The following is a 17,398-nucleotide window of genomic DNA, read 5'->3' on the forward strand; positions in this document are numbered from 1 at the left end:
AGCGCTGATCAGCCACTACCGACGACTCATTGTAACAGAATAGGTGACTCAGGTCAGGTTCGCTGACGATGCTTTGTGAGGTACTGAGTCTACAAAATCGCCTCCGTTTTCGTCAGTTAGATGATTTAATTCCGATATTAGCTCCTCATCTGTGACGAAGGGTTCCTTCTCGAGACCTGCCTTACTCGTTTGAGTGATCTCAGATGAGCGCGGGTCTAGCTCTGCTATATTTGATTCCCCTGCCCGGAGTGTATGCCTAGCGTAATCTGAGAGTCCGGTCCAGTTTCCTTCGTCGACTCGTTCTTGAATCTCTTCTTTACGCTCTTCTGATACATAGATCTGTATCTTGGTATCGTATTGTTTGTCGCTCATTGAATCTTGGCCTGTTATTGACTTGATCTATTATATATTGCTATTACAATCTTTGGGGTTTGACTTGTGAAGGGGTTATCTGGGATTTATATTCGGTAGACTGTAGGTTTTAGAAAGCGAAAACGCAAGACGGCAGCCAGATGCTCAAGCCAGGGCAGGGATTTGAACCCCGGAAGTCTCGATTACAAGTCGAGTGCATGAACCACCCATGCTCCCCTGGCGCGTGCGGCCGTACTCGGTCCTCCTATGTGTGCGTGTCGCTTTCCGCGAACCCGGCCGGCGTCAGTCGCTTTCGGCCGCGGGTTCGGGGTCCTCTCCGCTCTCCTCGCCGCCCTCGTCGCCCAGCGACTTCGTGAGTTCGACGCGGTGGCGGTCGTAGCCGTGCTCCGCGTAAAATTCTCGGGCGCGGTCGTTGTCGGCGAGCGCCTCCAACGCAACGCGGTCGGCGCCCGCCTCGTCGAGCGCGCGCTCGGCCGCGTCGAGCAGCGCCGCGCCGACGCCCTCCCCGCGCCGCTCCGGGAGTACGAACAGGTTGCTCACGGTCCCGCGGACGGCGTCGCGCTCGTAGTCGCCGCGTTCCAGCGAGAAGCCGACGAAGCCGACCGGCCGGGGCTCCCGGTCGCCCTCGCCGTCCGCCTCCACCGCTGGGTTCGGATCGCGAGCGACGAGCAGGTCGCCCGTGACGACCGACTGCGCGACCCACTTGCGGACCGTCGCGCGGTTCGCCTCGGCGCGGAGCGTGGCACCGTGCTCGCGCTGGCCGGCCGCGAGCGCCACCCACATGTCGGTGACCGCGTCGACGTCGTCGGCGGTCGCCGGCTCGATCCGCGCGTCCGTCTCGCCCATGCGATCGCCTTCGGCTCGGGGCCTGTTGAGGCTGCCGGCCGGCGAACCGGGCGCTTCGAGGCCAGCTCAGATCTCGCGGCAGTTCGGGCAGACCGCCTGCCCGTTCGCAGTGACGAGGTCGGGGACGAGCGCGCCGCAGTTCTCGCAGACCCCCTGCGTCGGGGTCCCGCTCGGCGCGCCCGCGACCGAGTCGGCCCCGCCGTCGGTGCCGGCGGCCTCGTCACGCGACGCGGCCGCGGCACGCTCCGCGGCCTCCGGGTCCATCGTCGCCTCGGCGCCGCGCTCCGCGTCGGAGTCTGCGGCGGCCGCGGTCGACAGCACCGCCCCCTCCGATCGGGGGGTGCCGGCCGCGCTCTCGTCGCCGAACCCCTCGGCGCCGGCGCCCGTCCGCGGGGCGCCCGCGGCGAGCGCGTCGCCGTCCGTGACCACCCCGACCGCCTCCCCGTCGTCGACCGCGACGACGCGGTCCGCCCCCTCCGAGACGAGCCGCTCCTCGACGGCAGCCAGCGAGTCGTCCGGCGACACCGCCGGCAGCGGCGGGCCCATTACGTCGCCGACGGTGAGGTGTTCAGGAGACGCCGCCGCCGATTCGTCGGAGACGCCTGTCGCGGAGAGCAGCGCGTCGAGCGCGTCGCGGGACTCCAACCGCCCGACCGGCTCGCCGCCGCGCACGACGACCAAGCAGTTCGTTTCCTCGTCGACCAGCAGTTCGGCCGCCTCCGGGAGCGAGTCAGACTCGCTGACGCCGAGGAACTCGCGGTGCATCACGTCGCGGACCGTGGTGTCTGTTCGCATACGACTCGGATCCGCTCCGACCGGCTAAAAGGTGCCCCCGGTAGCGTTTTATCCGCGCCGGTCGTAGACATGCGATCGGTTCGCACGCCGGACGGAAACGGGGCGTGCGGTGGGGAGACGCGTCGCGTCCGCGGCGGCGAAGCCGAAACGTGCGCGGCGGTGACGAGGACCGCACGCGGCGAGGAAAAGAGAGCGTTCAAACCCTCCGACGTTCGAACTGCGATATGGCCATTCCCTCGTTCGTGATCGGGATCGCGGGGGGGACGGGCGCCGGGAAGACGACGGTCTCCCGGCTCGTCACCCGCGACCTCGGCGACAGCGTCACCCGGATCCCGCTGGACAACTACTACGAGGACCTCTCGCACCTCGAGTTCGAAGAGCGCCAGGAGGTCAACTACGACCACCCCTCGGCGTTCGAGTGGGAGCTCCTCCGGGAGCACTTGGAGGCCCTCTTGGAGGGCCAGTCCGTCGAGATGCCCCAGTACGACTTCGAGATCCACAACCGCGAGGACGAGCGCGTCACGGTCGAGCCGACGGACGTGATCGTGTTAGAGGGCATCCTCGCGCTGTACGACGAGGAGATAAACGACATGATGGACCTCCGGCTGTTCGTCGAGACGGACGCCGACGTGCGGATCCTGCGCCGGATCCGCCGGGACGTGATCGAGCGCGGCCGCGACCTGGAGGGCGTCATCGACCAGTACCTCTCGACGGTGAAGCCGATGCACGAGCAGTTCATCGAGCCCTCGAAGAAGCACGCCGACGTGATCATCCCGGAGGGCGCCAACAGCGTCGCGGTGAACCTCTTAGAGGAGAAACTGCGCGCCGAGGTCGAGGGCGACGCGGTCAGGAGTTGGGAGCGCGGCAGCCTCGAATCGGAGCTGGGCGAGAAGCGCTCCCTCGACATGGACGGCGACGACTGAACCGACCTTCTCAAAGCGAGAGAACCGTGGGGGCGACTAATGAGCCCCGTCGCGTATTTCCGACCATGATCCGAGCAATTATCGGCGCGCTCGGTGCGCTCACGGTGCTGGTCCCGGACCGTATCGTCGCCGCCTTCGAACGCGTCGCCGTCGAGAACTCGGACGACGTCGAACCGAGACGGGGAACGCGCCCGACGCTGCGGGCCGAAGGCGTTGCCGTCGTCGCGCTCGCCCTGATCGGCGGCCGGGCCTACGCCTTGGCGATGTACGTCACCAGCGCCTTCGGAACCGTCCTCCTCGTCGTTCCGCGGGCGTACCGCGCGATCGCGCCGCGGCTCCTCTACGAGGACCCGGACGCGGTCGAGTGGCGGCCGGGGTTCGATACGTTCCTCCGGCTCGTCGGCGCGGCGTACGTGCTGTTGGGCGTCAGGGAGCTTCGGCGGGACCGCGACGCGGAGTGACCCGGCGACGGTCGGCTATCGCCGCCGGTTCGCCACCCGCTCTTCGGCCGTCTCCGCGCTGACGAGCTCGTACAGCGTCGCCCGACCGCCGTCCTCCTTCGGCCGGAGCACGCGACCGAGCCGCTGGGTGAACTCCCGCTCGCTGCCCGATCCGGAGAGCAGGACCGCGACGTTCGCGTCGGGCACGTCGACCCCCTCGTCGAGGACGTTCGCGGCGACGACCCGGCCGTAGGTGCCGTCGCGGAAGCGTTCGAGGATCTCCCGGCGCTCCGTCGCGCCCGTCTCCGCGGTGATCGCGGGCAGCAGGAAGCGCTCGGAGAGCCGGTAGACGAGGTCGGTGTGGGCCGTGAACACGATCACGCGGTCGTCGCGGTGGCGGTCGAGGATCTCTCCGAGCCGGTCGACCTTCCGGTCGGCGTTCATCATGATCTCGCGGGCGTCCTGTTTCGCGAGGAGCGCCTCGCGGGCGGCCGGGTCGTTGCCCGAGCGCTTGACGAGCTCCTGGTAATCGCTCCCGCTGGAGAACGTGATCCCCGCGTCGCGCACGTACTCGACGAACGTCCCCTGCTTCTCGTCGTAGCGCTCGCGTTCCTCGTCGGTCAGTTCGACTTCGATCCGACGGATGTCGTAGGGCGCGAGGTGGTCGCCCGCGAGGTCGTCCACGTCGAGGGCGTAGACGCGGTCGCCGACCAGGTCGGCGACGACCTCGTGGGCACCGTCCGGGCGCTCGAAGGTGGCGGTGAGGCCCAGCCGCGCGGGCGCGGCGAGGAGTCGCGCGGCGTCGCGGTACCCCTCGCCGCCGAGGTGGTGGACCTCGTCGAAGACGACGAACTCGAAGGCGTCGCCGACGCCGTCCGCCTTCAGGTACGCCGAATCGTACGTCGACACCGTGACCGCCTCGCGGCGCTGTTCGCCGCCGCCGAACCGGCCGATCGGGACGTCGAACTCGCGCTCTAACTCCCGTTGCCACTGGTCGAGCAGGTCGACCGTGGGGACGACGACGAGCGTCGGGACGCCCAGCTCGACCATCGCGCGGATCGCGATCACGGTCTTGCCCGCGCCGGTCGGCAGTTCGATCACGCCGCGGTCGCCCGCGTCGCGCCACGCCTCCAGCGCCTCGCGCTGGTACTCGCGGAGGTCGTAGTCGGTGGCGAGCGCGTCGGGCAGCCCGGCCTCGCTCGCGGCGCGGTCGCTCGCGTCGAGGACCCGATCGTCGACCGAGACGCCCGCCACTCGGAGCGCGCGTCGGAGTTCGGCGTAGCGGTGCGCGGGCGCCCGACCGGTCCCGGTCCGCGGGTCCGTCTCGACCCCGGGCAGCGGCGGGAGCGCGTCCGGGCCGAGGTCGGCGTCCGCGTCGACCCGGATCGTGCCGTCCTCGTAGGTCAGCCGGACGTCCATCGCCCGGAGTTGCCGACCGACTTACAAAGGCCCACCGCCTCGCCCTGGTATGCGCGCGGCCGAACTCGACGCCGACCTCGCCGCGGCGATCGACGAGATCGAGTCGCTGGGACCGCCCGCGTGGAGCGACCTCTCCGTCGAGGACGCCCGACGCCTGGAGGACGAGCTGTTCTCCGGGCCGCCGGAGCCGCCCGTCGCCGAGGTCCGCGACCGCGCGTTCGACGGCCCGCACGGCGAGGTGCCGGTCCGGGTGTATCGGTCCGAGAGCGCCGTCGATGACTCGGCAGCATCCCGCGCCCTCGTCCACTTCCACGGCGGCGGGTGGACGCTCGGGACGCTCGACTCCGTCGACGGTATCTGCCGCGAGCTCGCGACCCGCGCCGACGCGGTCGTCGTCTCCGTCGACTACCGGCTCGCCCCGGAACACCCGTTCCCGGTCGCGGTCGACGAGGCCGCCGCGGCGGTGTCGTGGATCGCGGAGGCCGCCGACTCGCTTGACGTCGACTCTGACCGAATCGGCGTCTCGGGGACGAGCGCCGGCGGCGCGCTCGCCGTCGCGGCGTCGCTCCGCGCCCGCGACGTCGGCGACCTCCCCGAGCCGGCCGGCCAGTTCCTGCTCTATCCGATCGCCGGCCACGACTTCGAGACGGACTCCTACCGCGAGAACGCCGACGGGCCGCTCCTGACGCGCGAGGACATGCGATGGTTCTACGAGCGGTACCTCCGGAGCCCGGTGGACGCCGCGAACCCCTACGCGGTCCCGCTCCGGGCGGACCACCTCGGCGACCTGCCGCCCGCGACGGTCGTCACGGCCGGGTTCGACCCCCTTCGCGACGACGGCGTCGCGCTTGCGGAGCGGTTCGGGCGCGAGGGGACCGCGGTCGAACACCGCCACTACCCGGCGATGGCGCACGGGTTCTGTAGCCTCGCGGATCGCGTCGACGCCGCGGAGGCGGCGCTCTCAGCGGTTGCGGCGGACGCGCGAGACCGTTTATAAATACCCCCGAGGCGCCGGCGTCGGCCGCTCGCCTCGGGCGTCGACTCCGGTCAGGGCTCGACGGTCGTCTTCACGATGCTCACCGGCGCGGGCGACTGGCGGGAGACGCGCTCGGTGACGGAGCCGAGCATGCGGCGGTAGTCGCCCGAGCGCGTCTTCGAGCCCATCACCGTGAGGTCGACGTCCTCCTCGTCGGCGTAGCGGAGGATCTCCTCGTGGGGGACGCCGTACCGCAGCGCGGTGACCGCCTCCACGCCGGCGTCGCGGGCGTGCTCGGCGACGGCGTCGAGCGCCTCGCGGCCGGTCTCTTCGAGCGTCTCCTCGGCGCCCTCGGCGCCGTCGACGAACTCGTCGCCGGAGTAAGCGTTCACCACGTCGCTGTCGACGACGTAGAGGACGTGGAGCGTCGCGTCGTAGCGGTCGGCGGCGTCGATCGCGTGGTCGATCGCGCGGTCGACGCCGACGCTTCCGTCGGTGGGCAGGAGGACGTTGTCGTACATACGCGGCGGTTCGTCGGGCGCCCGAATAAATCGGTCGCCGTTTCCCGAACGGTTAACACGCTGTGAGTCCCCCGAATTTCCATGACCGAGGCCGCGGACCGGATCTTCGTGAACGGGGAGGTACACACGCTCGCGGACCCGGAGGACGGCGGCGACGCAGACGACGGCGGCGACGCGGTTCACGAGGCCGTCGCCGTGCGCGACGGCGAAATCGTCCGAACCGGCCGGACCCACGACGTGGAACTGCTCGCCGGCGTCGACACCGACGTGGTCGACCTCGACGGGCGCGTCCTCCTCCCCGGATTTATCGACGCGCACACCCACCTCACCACCGTCGGCCGCTACCTCGTCCACGCGGACCTCTCCGCGGCGGACTCCCCGGACGCGGCCGTCGACCTGCTCGCAGAGCGCGCGGCGGAAGTGGAATCCGAGGCGAACGGCGTCGAGGCGCCGGACGGCGACGGGGAGGCGGAGGACTGGGTGCTGGGTTACGGCTACGACGAGTCGACGTGGGACGAGTCGCGCTACCTGACCCGCGCGGACCTCGACCGCGTCTCGACGGAGCGCCCGGTCGCGGCGTTCCGCGAGGACATGCACGTCGCCGCGGTCAACGGCGTCGCGCTCGACCGCTTCGCGGACGCGCTCGCCGACGCCCCCGACGAGACGGTGCCGACCGACGACGACGGCGAGCCGACCGGCGTCCTCCTCGAGGCCGCTATCGACCCGATTTACCGCGCCGTCGAGCCGGGGCCGGCGGAGACGCGCGCGGTCGTCGAGGCCGCGCTGGAGCACTGCGCCGCCCGCGGGATTACCCGGTTCCACGACATGGTCCGCGACTCGCACGCGCCCCGGGTCTACCGCGACCTCGACGCAGCGGGCGAGCTCACCGCCCGCGTTCGGATCAACTACTGGAGCGACCACCTCGACGCGGCGCGGGAGGTCGGCCTCGCCACGAACGCCGGGAGCGAGATGGTCGAGACCGGCGCGATCAAGTCGTACACGGACGGGAGCCTCGGCGGCCGGACCGCGCGCCTCTCGGAGCCGTACGCGGACGCCCCGGGCGAGACCGGCCAGTGGGTCGTCGACCCCGACGAGCTGAACGAGACGGTGGCGGAAGCGACCGAGGCCGGCTTCCAGTTCACCACCCACGCCATCGGCGACGAGGCGGTCGACGCCGTGCTGGACGCGTACGAGGACGCCTCACGGACCGATCCGGGCGAGGCGCGTCACCAGATCGAACACGTCGAACTGGCCGACGACGACGCGATCGAGCGGCTCGCGGAGACGGGGGTCGTCGCGAGCGTCCAGCCGAACTTCCTGAAGTGGGCTCGGGAGGACGGCCTCTACGAGGAGCGCCTGGGACCCGAGCGCACCGCGGAGACGAACCGCTACCGCGAGATGCTCGACGCGGGCGTCGAGCTCGCGTTCGGCTCCGACGGGATGCCGATGGACCCGCTCGTCGGCGTTCACCACGCGGTCAACGCCCCCGCGGCGGCGCAGCGGCTCACCGTCACCGAGGCGCTGCGGGCGTACACGAGCGGCGCCGCCTACGCCGGCTTCGACGAGGACCGGCTCGGAACGATCGAGGCGGGAAAGCGCGCCGACCTCGTCGCGCTCGACAATTCGCCGTGGGAGCGCGACGACGCGATCGACGAGATCGACGTCGCGCTGACGGTCGTCGACGGCGAGGTCGTGTTCGACGACAGGTGAGTCGGCTGCCCGGACGCGCCCGGCCGAGATCCGGGGACGTGCCCGGCCGAGATCCGGGGACGCGCCTGGCCGGATCCGGAGACGCGCCCGGCCGAGACCCGGGGAACCCGCAATCGCTGCCAGAAAACAGTAGTTATTAATCGTGTAGTTCTAACTCGACGGCATGGCAGAGATAGCCATCGAGTACGCCGCGGGGGACCGCCTCCGGTCGGAGGCGGAGACCGCCCGACGGCTCATCGACGCGTACCTCGGTGACCGCCCCGACGTCGACCGCGTCACGCTGTCGCCCTCCGGCGAATCGGTCTTCTGTGTCAGCGTCGAGGGGGACCGCATCTGGTGTACCGACCCCCGCGAGTGGATCGACTCGATGGAAGCGGTGACCGCCGCGCGGCGGCGTCTCTCCGAGGTCTCGTAGGGTTCGCCCCGCCGTTCCGAAGCCCGGTGCCGGCTCACTCCGAGCCGCCGGTCCGGCCGTCGTCTGTTGCGTCCGCGTGCGAGTGCGCGAACTCCCGCAGCAGTTTGCCCGCCACCGCCGCCGCCTGCCCGTCGTCGCGGTCGTTCACCTCGACGACGTCGAACCCGTCGGCCCGGGGCGCGACCGCGCGGACGAGGTCGCGGACCTCCCGCGGCTCCAGCCCGAACGGCTCCATCGTCCCGGTTCCGGGCGCGTAGGCGGGGTCGAGGCCGTCGACGTCGACCGAGCAGTAGACGGCGTCCTCCCCGAACTCGTCCTCGACGTCGAGCGCGTCGAGCCACCCGCGGGCGTCTTCGGGCGCGACGACCTCGACGTCGGCCTCGGCCGCGCGGTCCCACTCCGCCTCGGATCCGGTGCGGGCGCCGACGATCACGGCCCGGTCGACGCCGAGGTCGTCGAGACACCGGCGCGTGACGCAGGCGTGGTTCCACGGGTTCCCGTCGTACGCCTCGCGGAGGTCGAGGTGCGCGTCGGCGACGACCAAGACGTCGGGGTCGACGGCGTCGACGCCCGCGTACGTGACGGTGTGCTCGCCGCCGAGGAGGAGGGGGGTCGCGTCGTCGTAGACGACGCTCCGCAACTCGGCGGCGAGGTGGTCGAGGTACGCCGGCACGTCGTCCCACGGGCGTACATCGCCCGCGTCGCAGACGCCCAGCGCGGAGAACCGGCTGTCGGTGCGGCGGTCGTAGTCGTCGTACGTCTCGGCGAATCGCCGGACCCGGTCCGGTCCGAACCGGGTGCCCGGCTGAAAAGTGGTCGTGGCGTCGAGCGGAGCGCCGACGACCACGTAGGAAGCAGCTTCGCGGTCGGTCGTCGCCCCGGGGAACATCGCAGACTACCCGATGATCTTCCGTTGGCCCTCGTAGTCGAGGTACTCGATGTTGTCGTCCGAGGTGAAGTCCTCGCCCTCGGGGATCCGCATCGTGAACGTGTCGTAGGTGTCGAGGTCCATCACCTGGACCTCGTCCCCGCTGACGTTGACGACCTGTCCCTGCTTCCGCTGGATGATCGGGACCCACACCTTCGCGTCGACCGGCTGCGAGAGCGAGCGCTTCTTGTCGTCGAAGACGCCCTTCCCCTCGACGCGGGCCTTGGCGCTGCCGTGTTTGCCGGGTTTGGCGGTGCTGTAATGGTTGATCTTACAGGGCGCGTCGTCCATCATCACGTAGCTGCCCTCCTGGAGTTCGCGAACCTGCTTCTGCTCTCGCGGCATAAGCGGTATTTCCCGCGGCGCGTGTATAAACGGTTTGGAACGCCGTCGGGACGGCGTTCGAGGCGGCGTTCGCGCGCCCTCACGGGACCAGGCGGCGGGGCCGGTCGGCGAGCGCGGCGAACCGCTCAGCGGGGAAACACTCAAAGTGGATCCGGAAGGATCGTCGGACATGTCCCCGATCGTCTCCCCTCCGCTCGACGGCTCGGTATCGATCGTCGCCTCCGTCGTCGCGGCCGGCGGCGTCCCGCCGGTCGATCCTGCCGCCCTCCCGCTGACCGCCGGCGGTCTCGTCGTCGCCGGCGCGTTCGTGGGCGGCGGGCTGCTGCTCATCGGCGGCATCGTCGCGTTGGCGTACCGCTCGGGCGACGAGCGGGTCGACCGCGTCGCGGACGCGCTCGACGGCGACCTCCCCACGCCGACCGACGCGCCGGTCAGGGAAGGCGCGGACGTCCCGTCGGCAGCGAACCTCCACGAGGTCGCCGAACGCGAGGACGGCGACCCGGTGTACGTCCCGGTGATCCGGATTCCGCTGGCGACCGCCGACCCCGGGCGGGACGGCGTGTACCGCCACGCCGCCCGCGCCGCCACGGCGCTCCACGACGAGTTCGAGGACGCGCACGTCCGCGGGTACGACGTGGAGTTCGGGCTCGACGACGGGTCGCTGGGCGGCGTCGGCCGGACGGTGAAACGCGTCGCGGTCACGCCCGAGATCGCGGCCCGGCTCCGTGACCGCGACTACGATCACCGCGACCTCCGCGAGGACGTGGCCGACGGCGACGACGGCGACCCCGGCGTCCCGCCCGTCGACTGGGGCGACGCGGTCAGCTACGCGACCGGCGACGGTTCCGCCGCGACGGCCGGCGCGGCGGCGACCACCGCGGCGACGTAGGGCCGAGCGGACGGACCTCGGGAAAACTGAGCGCGGCTACGGATCGAGTTCGTCGGCGTACTCCTCCGGCTCCTCGTCGTCGTCGACGTTCCCGTCCGGCGGGACGAGCTGTCCCGTGTACAGGTAGCTGACGACGAACATCACGATGAAGCCGACGCCGACCGCGGCCGTCGTCCGGACGACGAACGGGAAGTCGATGGCGTAGAAGAAGCGGTCCGCGACGGCGATGGACAGCGCCGCGGTCACCAGAATCTTCTGCTCGTCGGTGGGGTCGCGGACGAACTCGACCACGTCGTCTTTGAGGTCGCCGAACAGTCCCATCAGGCGTCACCTCCGGTCGTCGCGGCCGAGTCGGGGGCCGCCGCGTGGTCCTCGATCACGCGGCTCACGCGGTCGAGGCCGTCCTCCAGCTCCTCGGTCGGAAGCCCGAACCCGATCCGGAAGCGGTCCGGGAAGCCGAACAGGCCCCCGGGCGCGAGCACGACGCTCGCCTCCTCGACGACCGTCCGGCAGAACGCCTCCGCGTCGTCGAAGCCCTCCGGGACAGTTACGAACGCGTTGACGCCGACCGGGTCGAGCCAGTCGAGGTCGTGGTCGCTGACCCAGTCCGCGACCGTCTCGCGGTGGGCGGCCGCAAGCTCGCGGTTCTCCGAGAGGATCCGGTCCTCGCGCCGCCCCAGGGCCTGCTTCGCGACGTGCTGGCCGAACAGGCTCGGTGAGATGGTCGTGTAGTCCTTCCACTGCCACGCGCGCTCGACGACCGGCTCCGGGCCGGCTATCCAGCCGAACCGGAGCCCGGCGAGCCCGTACGCCTTCGTGAGGCTGGTCGTGGAGATGCCGTGCGCGCCGTAGCTCGCGACCGGCGGCCGCGGCTCCTCGGCGAGCAGGCGGTACACCTCGTCGCAGAGCAGGTAGGCGTCGCGCTCGACGGCGACGTCGTAGACGGCCCGCATCGCCGCCTCGTCGTGGTACTGCCCGGTCGGGTTGTTCGGGTTGTTCACGACGATCACGGCCGTGTCGTCGCGGGCGGCGTCGGCGATCGCGTCCGGGTCCAGCTCCCACTCGGGGGGCTCCAGCTCGACGCGGGTCACGTCGCCGAACGCGTCCGGCACGGCGTGGAGCGCCTGATAGGTGGGGGTGACGACGACGGCGTGGGTGCCGGAGCCGACGCCAGCCGGGGGGGAGTCTCCCTCGCCGTCTGCGCCCGGCTCTCCGTCGACTGCGCCCTCGTCGCCGAGCAGCGAGAGGAACGTCAGGAAGTTCGCCTCCTGGGTCCCGCAGGTGAACAGCACCTCGTCGGCGCTCCGGTCGTAGCGGTCGCCGACGGACGCCCGGAACTCGGGGTCGCCGTTGGTCGGGATGACGTAGCCGAGCTTCCCCGGGTCGAGGTCGAACCGACTCGCGTCGAGCGACCGGATGCCGCTTTCGGCCAGCATGATGTCGGCCTCGTGTTCGTGCTCCGCGAACCAGCGTTCGAGGCCGAACGGGTCGATGCGCATACCCGGTGTCGGGCCGGCGCGAGGTTAGGTGCTGTGGTTGCTGGTGACGGTGCTGTGGTTCTGGCGGCAACCTCGGGCCGGATCGACGTGTTCGTGATCGGCTTTCGATACTTCGCCGAGAAACGCTTCCAAATTTCGACGGGTTGCTTATAAATAGCAGACCGCCGAGCGGCGGCAATCACCTCCAAAGCCCCAACCGCTCGGTTCTACGCAGTTGCTGGCGGATCGGCGATGAACACCTCCAAAGCCCCAGCCGCGAGACCACAGTACGCTCGTTGCGCTCCTCGCTCGCTCCGCTCGCTGCGGTGCTTACGTCGCCTACTGTGGTCTCGCGGCTGCCCCTTTGAGTCCCACCCCGCACCGCACCTCACACCTCCCCAGCCTCGTCAGTCGCCGCCGCTTCGCTCCGGCGACTGACTCCCTCGCGCGTGCTCCTCGCGGCCGCCTCCGGCGGCCACTCGGAGGCACGCGCCGACCGCATTGTTCTTTATAAGCAATTGTCGCTGCCCGTCGCAGAGATTTAAAAAAACCAACTCGCGGTCGCCGCGGCCACCGCAACGACTTTGCTCGCCGATAGTGTCTCAGGCACATGGTTCTCACCCGGCAACGGCTGCTTGCGGTGCTGCTCGTCGTTCTGGCGACGCTCGCGGCGGCCGTGCTGGCCGAGGTGCTGCGGACGGTCGTGTTCGCGGTCACCGTCGCGTACGTCCTCTACCCGGTCCGCCAGCAACTGGTGAGCCACGGGCTCTCGCGACGGATCGCGTGCGCCGCCACCACCGCGATCGCCTTCCTCGGCGCCACCCTCCTCGTGGCGCCGCTGCTGTACGCGCTGTACCGCCGTCGGTCGCAGCTGATCGCGATCCTCGAACGGATCCCCGACGCCGTCCCGATCAGCCTCGGCGGCTTCGAGACGGTCGTCGAGATCGCGCCGTTCGTCGCGACCGCCGAAGCGTTCATCCGAGACGTCGCGCTCGCCGTCGCCGGCGCGGCGCCGGTGCTCGTCTTACAGCTCGTCGTGTTCACGTTCCTCGTGTACGGCATCCTCTACCGTCCGGGAGCGGTCGGGACGGCCGTCTTCGGCGTCGTCCCGGCCGAGTACCACGACATCCCGGCTCGACTCCACAGGCGGACGCGAGAGACGCTGTACTCGATCTACGTGCTTCAGGCCGCGACCGCGGCGGGCACGTTCGTCCTGGCGCTCGCGGTGTTCCGGGTGCTGGGCTACGGCTCGCCGGTCCTGTTGGCCGTCATCGCGGGGGTCCTCCAGTTCATCCCCGTCGTCGGCCCGAGCGTCCTCGTCGTCGCGCTCGGGGCGGGCGACCTCCTCGTCGGGGAGACCGCGCGGGCGGTCGCCGTGCTCGTGATCGGGCTCGTCGTCGTCGCGTTCGTCCCCGACGCGGTGATCCGGACTCGTCTCGCGGGCTGGGCCGGGAAGATCTCTCCCGGGCTCTACTTCGTCGGCTTCGTCGGCGGCATCCTCACGCTCGGCGCCGTCGGCGTCATCGTCGGTCCCCTCGTCGTGTCGCTGCTGCTCGAGGTGATCGACATGCTCTCGGAGGACGGCGCGTCGTCGGAGGCTGTCGGGGGTGAGTCCGTCGCGACGGTCTCCGCCGAGCGGGAAACAGACGTCAGAGAGTGAGTCGGCCCCGTCGAACGGGCCCGACGGGACGAGTCGCCGGTACCGCTTTCCCTCCGCCGACCGTCCGTTCGGTATCTGATGTCCTCGACGGATACCCCCACCGCGGTCGGCGACGCGCCGACGCTCGCGGCGCGACGACTCGACGGCCTCGCCGACCGCGCGGCGCGAGCGCGGCCCGCGGACGACGGCGACGGACCGAGCGGCGATCCCGACGCGATCGACGTGTTCGCCCCGGCGACAGACGAGCGGATCGGGAGCGTCCCGGCCTGCGGCGCGGACGACGTCGCGGCCGCGGTCGAGCGCGCCCGAGCGGCCCAAGAAGCGTGGGCCGAGACGTCGGCGGCGGAGCGCGCGCGGATCGTCGAGCGGTTCGGCGAGCTCGTCGCGGACCGCCGCGAGGAGCTGCTCGACGTCCTCCAGGTCGAGACCGGGAAATCCCGGCGGACCGCGGTCGAGGAGCTGTTCGACGTGCCCACCGGCTGCTCGTACGTCGCGAGCGAGGCGCCCGACGCGCTCGCCGAGGAGCGACGCCGGGGCGTCGCGCCCGGGATCACGACCGCGACGGTCACGCGCGAGCCGGTCGGCGTCGTCGGCGTGATCTCGCCGTGGAACTACCCGCTCACGCTGTCGATGGGCGACGCGATCCCCGCGCTGGCCGCGGGCAACGCGGTCGTGCTCAAGCCCGACGAGAAGACGCCGTACGGGGCGCTGCTGTGCTCCGAGCTGCTGGAGCTCGCCGGCCTCCCCGACGACCTCTTCCAGGTCGTCACCGGCGAGGGGCCGACGATCGGGCCGCCGCTGATCGACGCGGTCGACTACGTCGCGTTCACCGGCAGCACGGCGGTCGGGCGGACGATCGCGGAGCGCGCGGGCCGGAACCTGATCGGCTGCTCGCTGGAGCTCGGCGGCAACAACCCGCTCGTCGTGTGCGCCGACGCCGACGTCGACGAGGTCGCCCGCGGCGCGGTCCAGGCCTGCTTCTCGAACGCCGGCCAGCTCTGCCTCTCCGCCGAGCGGATCTACGTCGTCGAGTCCGCGTATCAGGAGTTCCTCGACGCGTTCGTCCGCGAGACCGAGGCGCTGACGCTCGGGATCGGCTACGACTACGACGCCGACCTCGGCTCGCTCGTCGACGCCGACCAGCTGGCTCGGGTCGAATCGCACGTCGAGGACGCCCGCGAGCGCGGCGCGACCGTCGAGACCGGCGGGCGCGCCCGCCCGGACGTGGCGCCGTACTGCTACGAGCCGACGGTCCTGACCGGCGTCGATCCGGACGCGACGGTCGCGTGCGAGGAGACGTTCGGCCCCGTGGCCGCGGTGACGCCGGTCCCCGACGCGGCGGCCGCGGTCGACGCGGCAAACGACTCTCCGTACGGACTCAACGCGAGCGTCTGGACCGCGGACCGCGAGCGCGGCGCGGAGCTCGCCCGCGAGATCGACTGCGGCACGGTGAACGTCAACGACGCGTTCCTCGCGACGTGGGGCGCAAACGACGCGCCGATGGGCGGGTTCGGCGACTCGGGGCTCGGCCGCCGACACGGGCGTGAGGGGATTCAGCGGTACACGGAGGCCCGAACGGTCGGGGTCTCGCGGGTCGGCCCGCTGGCGTTCCCCGACCGGATCCCGACCGACTGGTTCGTTCGCGGCGCGTTCGCCGCGATGGGGATCGGACGGCGGGCGCGGCGCGGCCTCGACGCGGTCCGTCGCCGGCTGTCGCGTCGCTGAGCGGGACGGGTCGAGCCGACGGCGCGCCCTCGAAGGCGCCGAAAAGGGGTGTTACTCCTCGTCGTCGATCAGGTCGCCGAACACCGACGCCGCGGTGTCGGGGACGTCGAAGTCGTGGTAGTGCTCGCCCTTCTCGTTCGAGAGGATGTTGAGCGCGGCGGCGGCGCCGTCGCCCGCGGAGATGACCGCCTGCCACTCCTCGGCGCGGGCCATCGCGCCGGTCGCGTAGACGCCCTCGACGCTGGTCTCCATCGAGACGCCGACGCTGACGGTGTCGTCGTCGTCGAACTCGCAGCCGAGCGACTCCGCGAGGTCGCGGTTCGCGCCCGTCGCGAGGACGACGTAGTCGGCGTCGTACTCGCCCTCCTCGGTCGAGACCGTGAAGCCGTCGCCGGCCGCGTCGACGCCGGTGACCTCCTCGCCCTGGCGGCGGTCGACGCCGAAGTCGTCGACCTGCTGGCGGGCGGTCGCCATGAACTCGCTGCCGCCGACCGAGCCGACCCCGAGGTAGTTGAACAGGTGCGCCTTGTGCATCCACGTCCCGTCCGTGTCGAAGAGAGTGGTGTCGAGGCCGTTCTTGCTCGCGAACAGTCCCGCGCTCAGGCCGGCGGGTCCGCCGCCGACGATTACGACGTTTGTCATATTCCAAGTAACGCGCCCCGGCTCATAAGCGTTGGCGGAAGCGGGGATCGGCGAGAGCGGAGCGGTCGTCGACGCTGGGGACGCGGCCGCTGCCGGCCTCGTCGGTCGCGGTCACTCGGTGAAGTCGTCGAGCGAACCGGTGTCGTCGTTCCCGTCGCCGTCCGCGTCCGACTCGCCCCACGGGTCCTCGGGATCGACCGGTTCGACGGCGCGGTCGAGCTCGTCGGCGTCGTACTCGATCTCCTCGTCGAGCAGCATCGCGAGGCGCTGCCAGCGCGCGCTCCGCTCGTCCTCTCCGTCCGGGCCGACGCGCGCCCCGTGCGTCTTGAAAAAGCGGGTGCCGCGCCCGCGCTTCGACCCCTCGCCGGTGTGGCCGTCGAAGACGGCGTCGAACTTGCCGTCCGGTTCGAGGTCGCCGACGGGGAAGTCGTGTGCCGGCTCCTCGCCGTGCTCGCGGGCCTCGGCCCGGATTTCGGCCACCGCGGAGAAGTAGGCGTCCGCGTTCGACGCCTCGCGGGTCGAGCGCGCGCGGGCCGCCGCGAGCGCGGCGTGGACCGCACAGAGCCGCCCCTTCCATTCGTCCGGCTCCCAGCGCTCGGTGGCGAGCTCCTCGTAGCGCTCGATCAGGAGCGCGACCTCGTCGCCCGCGCGGAGGTCCTCGACGACGTAGAGGTTGAGCCGGTCCCAGAGGTTCCAGGCGTACCCGGAGCGGGCCAGCTCCCACGCGGCCCACGCCGCGACCTCCTCGTCGGAGCGCCGGACCGCCTTCTGGAGGAGGCTGGAGACGACGTAGCGGCTGTACCCGCCGTCGGTCTCGTTGGCCTCCTTCTCCTCGCCGAAGTCGTTCTCGCCCGTCGCGTCCGGCGTCGTCTCGGTTTCGAGGCTCCCGTCCGACCCGAACGTCGCCTGTCTGTCGTCGCCGTCGGCCATGTCCCCGCTCCCGCCGCGAGCGACTTAACTGCCGCGCGGCGAGGCGGTCCGGTCGGAACGGGAGCGGCGTTCGAGTCCGTCGATCCGCGCCGCGGTACGGCGGATCACACCGGTTCTGAAAGGGAACCCTTAAGTCGAATCCGGCGGCTATGTTTCGGTAACCGCCCTTAGCTCAGCTTGGTAGAGCAGTCGACTGTAGATCGACTTGTCCCCCGTTCAATTCGGGGAGGGCGGACTGAATTTCTACACTCGTGAGCGACAGCGAGCGATTGACAACTTTACTATCGACGAGAGATTCAGTACTTCACAAAGCCGCTTAGTTAGAACGCCTGCTTGCTGAAGGTGTGTCTACGACCCAGCAAGCAGACAGTGAACTCCACGAAG

19 protein-coding genes and 2 tRNA genes are annotated in these 17,398 nt (G+C 70.6%); 9 read left to right on the forward strand and 12 right to left on the reverse strand.

What is annotated here, in order from left to right; genetic code table 11:
- Positions 1-48: 48 nt before the first annotated feature.
- From C466_RS16445 to C466_RS05105, 4 genes are all read right to left on the reverse strand, one after another.
- Entirely contained in the window at positions 49-372 is a 324-nt protein-coding gene (locus tag C466_RS16445) for a hypothetical protein (RefSeq protein WP_152418578.1), read from the reverse strand.
- A gap of 147 nt (positions 373-519) precedes the next feature.
- Positions 520-593, reverse strand: a tRNA-Thr gene (locus tag C466_RS05095).
- A 61-nt stretch (positions 594-654) separates the two neighbouring features.
- Entirely contained in the window at positions 655-1,218 is a 564-nt protein-coding gene (locus tag C466_RS05100; protein WP_004598432.1) for a GNAT family N-acetyltransferase, read from the reverse strand.
- Between the two features lie 66 nt (positions 1,219-1,284).
- Positions 1,285-2,013 (reverse strand): CBS domain-containing protein, encoded by a 729-nt coding sequence (locus C466_RS05105; RefSeq protein ID WP_004598433.1) that lies wholly within the window; start codon positions 2,011-2,013, stop codon positions 1,285-1,287.
- A gap of 224 nt (positions 2,014-2,237) precedes the next feature.
- On the opposite strand from C466_RS05105, the gene udk reads away from it, so the two are divergent.
- Together udk and C466_RS05115 are read left to right on the forward strand one after the other, a co-directional pair.
- Positions 2,238-2,936: a uridine kinase gene (udk, locus tag C466_RS05110; protein WP_004598434.1), complete on the forward strand. Its 699-nt coding sequence runs from the start codon at positions 2,238-2,240 to the stop codon at positions 2,934-2,936.
- A 65-nt stretch (positions 2,937-3,001) separates the two neighbouring features.
- A complete protein-coding gene (locus C466_RS05115) occupies positions 3,002-3,397 on the forward strand; it encodes a hypothetical protein (RefSeq protein WP_004598435.1) in 396 nt (131 codons plus the stop codon).
- Between the two features lie 15 nt (positions 3,398-3,412).
- On the opposite strand, the gene C466_RS05120 is transcribed toward C466_RS05115, so the two are convergent.
- Positions 3,413-4,795 carry a DEAD/DEAH box helicase family protein gene (locus tag C466_RS05120; protein ID WP_004598436.1) on the reverse strand — a complete coding sequence of 461 codons (1,383 nt, stop codon included), beginning with the start codon at positions 4,793-4,795 and terminating at the stop codon, positions 3,413-3,415.
- 49 nt (positions 4,796-4,844) lie between these two features.
- On the opposite strand from C466_RS05120, the gene C466_RS05125 reads away from it, so the two are divergent.
- Positions 4,845-5,792: an alpha/beta hydrolase gene (locus tag C466_RS05125; RefSeq protein ID WP_004598437.1), complete on the forward strand. Its 948-nt coding sequence runs from the start codon at positions 4,845-4,847 to the stop codon at positions 5,790-5,792.
- A gap of 50 nt (positions 5,793-5,842) precedes the next feature.
- Here C466_RS05125 and C466_RS05130 read toward each other — a convergent pair whose 3' ends face one another.
- Entirely contained in the window at positions 5,843-6,292 is a 450-nt protein-coding gene (locus C466_RS05130) for a universal stress protein (protein ID WP_004598438.1), read from the reverse strand.
- Positions 6,293-6,373: 81 nt separating this feature from the next.
- Between C466_RS05130 and C466_RS05135 the strand changes: the two genes are divergently transcribed.
- Together C466_RS05135 and C466_RS05140 are read left to right on the forward strand one after the other, a co-directional pair.
- Positions 6,374-8,002, forward strand: a complete 1,629-nt coding sequence (locus C466_RS05135) for an amidohydrolase (protein ID WP_004598439.1) — start codon at positions 6,374-6,376, stop codon at positions 8,000-8,002.
- A 163-nt stretch (positions 8,003-8,165) separates the two neighbouring features.
- Positions 8,166-8,417, forward strand: a complete 252-nt coding sequence (locus C466_RS05140; protein WP_004598440.1) for a SelT/SelW/SelH family protein — start codon at positions 8,166-8,168, stop codon at positions 8,415-8,417.
- A gap of 34 nt (positions 8,418-8,451) precedes the next feature.
- On the opposite strand, the gene speB is transcribed toward C466_RS05140, so the two are convergent.
- Both speB and C466_RS05150 read right to left on the reverse strand, forming a co-directional pair.
- Entirely contained in the window at positions 8,452-9,306 is an 855-nt protein-coding gene (gene speB / locus C466_RS05145; protein ID WP_004598441.1) for an agmatinase, read from the reverse strand.
- Positions 9,307-9,312: 6 nt separating this feature from the next.
- Positions 9,313-9,690, reverse strand: coding sequence for a translation initiation factor IF-5A (locus tag C466_RS05150; protein WP_004598442.1), 378 nt, complete (start codon positions 9,688-9,690; stop codon positions 9,313-9,315).
- A 169-nt stretch (positions 9,691-9,859) separates the two neighbouring features.
- On the opposite strand from C466_RS05150, the gene C466_RS05155 reads away from it, so the two are divergent.
- A complete protein-coding gene (locus tag C466_RS05155) occupies positions 9,860-10,579 on the forward strand; it encodes a hypothetical protein (protein WP_004598443.1) in 720 nt (239 codons plus the stop codon).
- A 36-nt stretch (positions 10,580-10,615) separates the two neighbouring features.
- Here C466_RS05155 and C466_RS05160 read toward each other — a convergent pair whose 3' ends face one another.
- Together C466_RS05160 and C466_RS05165 are read right to left on the reverse strand one after the other, a co-directional pair.
- Positions 10,616-10,900 (reverse strand): hypothetical protein, encoded by a 285-nt coding sequence (locus C466_RS05160; RefSeq protein WP_004598444.1) that lies wholly within the window; start codon positions 10,898-10,900, stop codon positions 10,616-10,618.
- Positions 10,900-12,078, reverse strand: a complete 1,179-nt coding sequence (locus tag C466_RS05165) for an aminotransferase class I/II-fold pyridoxal phosphate-dependent enzyme (RefSeq protein WP_004598445.1) — start codon at positions 12,076-12,078, stop codon at positions 10,900-10,902. The genes C466_RS05160 and C466_RS05165 overlap by 1 nt, the downstream gene beginning before the upstream one ends.
- Before the next feature lie 589 nt (positions 12,079-12,667).
- Between C466_RS05165 and C466_RS05170 the strand changes: the two genes are divergently transcribed.
- A complete protein-coding gene (locus C466_RS05170) occupies positions 12,668-13,717 on the forward strand; it encodes an AI-2E family transporter (protein ID WP_004598446.1) in 1,050 nt (349 codons plus the stop codon).
- A 78-nt stretch (positions 13,718-13,795) separates the two neighbouring features.
- Positions 13,796-15,442, forward strand: a complete 1,647-nt coding sequence (locus C466_RS05175; RefSeq protein ID WP_004598447.1) for a succinic semialdehyde dehydrogenase — start codon at positions 13,796-13,798, stop codon at positions 15,440-15,442.
- A 51-nt stretch (positions 15,443-15,493) separates the two neighbouring features.
- Here the strand turns inward: C466_RS05175 and C466_RS05180 are convergent, their stop codons facing one another.
- Together C466_RS05180 and C466_RS05185 are read right to left on the reverse strand one after the other, a co-directional pair.
- Positions 15,494-16,084 carry an NAD(P)/FAD-dependent oxidoreductase gene (locus tag C466_RS05180; protein WP_004598448.1) on the reverse strand — a complete coding sequence of 197 codons (591 nt, stop codon included), beginning with the start codon at positions 16,082-16,084 and terminating at the stop codon, positions 15,494-15,496.
- Between the two features lie 111 nt (positions 16,085-16,195).
- Positions 16,196-17,014, reverse strand: a complete 819-nt coding sequence (locus tag C466_RS05185) for a hypothetical protein (RefSeq protein ID WP_004598449.1) — start codon at positions 17,012-17,014, stop codon at positions 16,196-16,198.
- A 161-nt stretch (positions 17,015-17,175) separates the two neighbouring features.
- On the opposite strand from C466_RS05185, the gene C466_RS05190 reads away from it, so the two are divergent.
- A tRNA-Tyr gene (locus C466_RS05190) sits at positions 17,176-17,249 on the forward strand.
- Positions 17,250-17,398 lie beyond the last annotated feature (149 nt).

The sequence above is a fragment of the Halorubrum distributum JCM 10118 genome (assembly GCF_000337335.1).
GTDB lineage: Archaea > Halobacteriota > Halobacteria > Halobacteriales > Haloferacaceae > Halorubrum > Halorubrum distributum.

Coding starts and splice junctions, on each gene's coding strand:
- C466_RS05175 (WP_004598447.1), top strand. CDS start 13,796: ATGTCCTCGACGGATACCCCCACCGCGGTCGGCGACGCGCCGACGCTC.
- C466_RS05155 (WP_004598443.1), top strand. CDS start 9,860: ATGTCCCCGATCGTCTCCCCTCCGCTCGACGGCTCGGTATCGATCGTC.
- C466_RS05135 (WP_004598439.1), top strand. CDS start 6,374: ATGACCGAGGCCGCGGACCGGATCTTCGTGAACGGGGAGGTACACACG.
- C466_RS05120 (WP_004598436.1), bottom strand. CDS start 4,795: ATGGACGTCCGGCTGACCTACGAGGACGGCACGATCCGGGTCGACGCG.
- C466_RS05140 (WP_004598440.1), top strand. CDS start 8,166: ATGGCAGAGATAGCCATCGAGTACGCCGCGGGGGACCGCCTCCGGTCG.
- C466_RS05165 (WP_004598445.1), bottom strand. CDS start 12,078: ATGCGCATCGACCCGTTCGGCCTCGAACGCTGGTTCGCGGAGCACGAA.
- C466_RS05160 (WP_004598444.1), bottom strand. CDS start 10,900: ATGGGACTGTTCGGCGACCTCAAAGACGACGTGGTCGAGTTCGTCCGC.
- C466_RS05180 (WP_004598448.1), bottom strand. CDS start 16,084: ATGACAAACGTCGTAATCGTCGGCGGCGGACCCGCCGGCCTGAGCGCG.
- C466_RS16445 (WP_152418578.1), bottom strand. CDS start 372: ATGAGCGACAAACAATACGATACCAAGATACAGATCTATGTATCAGAA.
- C466_RS05115 (WP_004598435.1), top strand. CDS start 3,002: ATGATCCGAGCAATTATCGGCGCGCTCGGTGCGCTCACGGTGCTGGTC.
- C466_RS05105 (WP_004598433.1), bottom strand. CDS start 2,013: ATGCGAACAGACACCACGGTCCGCGACGTGATGCACCGCGAGTTCCTC.
- C466_RS05130 (WP_004598438.1), bottom strand. CDS start 6,292: ATGTACGACAACGTCCTCCTGCCCACCGACGGAAGCGTCGGCGTCGAC.
- speB (WP_004598441.1), bottom strand. CDS start 9,306: ATGTTCCCCGGGGCGACGACCGACCGCGAAGCTGCTTCCTACGTGGTC.
- udk (WP_004598434.1), top strand. CDS start 2,238: ATGGCCATTCCCTCGTTCGTGATCGGGATCGCGGGGGGGACGGGCGCC.
- C466_RS05185 (WP_004598449.1), bottom strand. CDS start 17,014: ATGGCCGACGGCGACGACAGACAGGCGACGTTCGGGTCGGACGGGAGC.
- C466_RS05100 (WP_004598432.1), bottom strand. CDS start 1,218: ATGGGCGAGACGGACGCGCGGATCGAGCCGGCGACCGCCGACGACGTC.
- C466_RS05170 (WP_004598446.1), top strand. CDS start 12,668: ATGGTTCTCACCCGGCAACGGCTGCTTGCGGTGCTGCTCGTCGTTCTG.
- C466_RS05125 (WP_004598437.1), top strand. CDS start 4,845: ATGCGCGCGGCCGAACTCGACGCCGACCTCGCCGCGGCGATCGACGAG.
- C466_RS05150 (WP_004598442.1), bottom strand. CDS start 9,690: ATGCCGCGAGAGCAGAAGCAGGTTCGCGAACTCCAGGAGGGCAGCTAC.